This is a genomic window from Micromonospora craterilacus, assembly GCF_003236315.1.
Lineage (GTDB): Bacteria > Actinomycetota > Actinomycetes > Mycobacteriales > Micromonosporaceae > Micromonospora > Micromonospora craterilacus.
On sequence record NZ_POTY01000486.1, the window covers coordinates 1 to 1,250 of the forward strand.

The following is a 1,250-nucleotide window of genomic DNA, read 5'->3' on the forward strand; positions in this document are numbered from 1 at the left end:
CCGCTCGGGCCGCGGCTGGCGGTGCTCGCGCTGGTGCCGATCGGCGCGTTGCGGCTGTTGTGGTGGCTCGGCGAGCGGTCGGCCCGGGCGTTCGAGGCGTTCCCGGCCGCGCGTGGGCAGGACCGCACCAGCGGTGGGGAGGACCGGATCGACCGCCACGGCTTCTGGAACGACGCGCTCGTGGTGCAGCGACTGCGGGCCATCCACCTCGCGGTCGGGCTCGGCACGCTCGCCACGATCCTGCTCGGCGCGCAGATCCACATCTATCCCACGCCGGTCGGTTACGTGTTCTTCGTGTTGGCCTGGATCGTGCTGGCGGCCGGTGTCGTCCTGCTCTGCCTGCCTGCCCGTACCGCGGCCGACGGGCCGGGCCGGGGGCCGGTCGACCTGCGTGGCATCCGTGCCCTGCGGCTGGCCTCCTACGGGATGACCGTGCTGGCGTTCGGCTACACCGCGGTGCCGTTGGAGCCGGAGCCGCCGAGCGGGCAGTTGCCCGGGTACGAGGGCGCGGTCGCCGGACTGGTCGCGGCCCAGGCCGCCCTGCTGGTTGCCCTCGTCGTCGCCACCGTGCACCAGCGGCGACGCAGCCAGAACGCCGGCTCGTCGTGGCTGGGTGGGCTGGCCACCCCGGTGCTCGCCTCTGCTGCGGTCGCCGCCGGCTACGGGTTCGCCGCCGCCCTGGTATACCGGGTCGCCGATCTCCTCGACCGGGGAAGGATCCCGAATCCGGCCCGGCCGAACGTGCCCGGCGCGCCGCCGCTGGAGCCGCCGGTCTCCTACCGCTGGGCGGCACTCGCCGGCCTGGTGGCGGTCATGGTCGTCGCCGCGGTCACGATGTGGCGGGTGCTGACCACCCGGCGCCGCCGCCGCCGGATGGCCGAGGGGATCGTCCGGCGCGACTTTCCCGACCCACCATCGGAGGCCCTACCCCGACGGACCACCGTCCGGGAAATCATCTCCCGGGCCGCGGTCGCCGAACAGCTGGCGCCGGTCTTCGTCGTTTTCCTGGTGCTGTCGCTGCTCGGCGTCGTCATCGTCGCGCTCGACCTGATCGGCGTCGGACCGTCGAAGCTGAGCGCACAATTGAGCAGAACCGGCGGCATGGCCAACACCGACCTGGCGATCGCCACCGACGTCGGGATCTACGTCATCGGTCTGGTCGCGCTCGGCATCGTCGTGCTCGGACTACTCTCCTACCGCTCAGAAGGAACCCGCCGCACCGTCGCCGTCATCTGGGACCTCGGCACCTT

The 1,250-nt window shown here is 72.7% G+C and carries 1 pseudogene; it reads left to right on the forward strand.

Going from position 1 to position 1,250, the window contains the following annotated elements:
• Positions 1 to 1,250, forward strand: a pseudogene (locus C1I95_RS33985) (hypothetical protein); the annotation flags it as partial.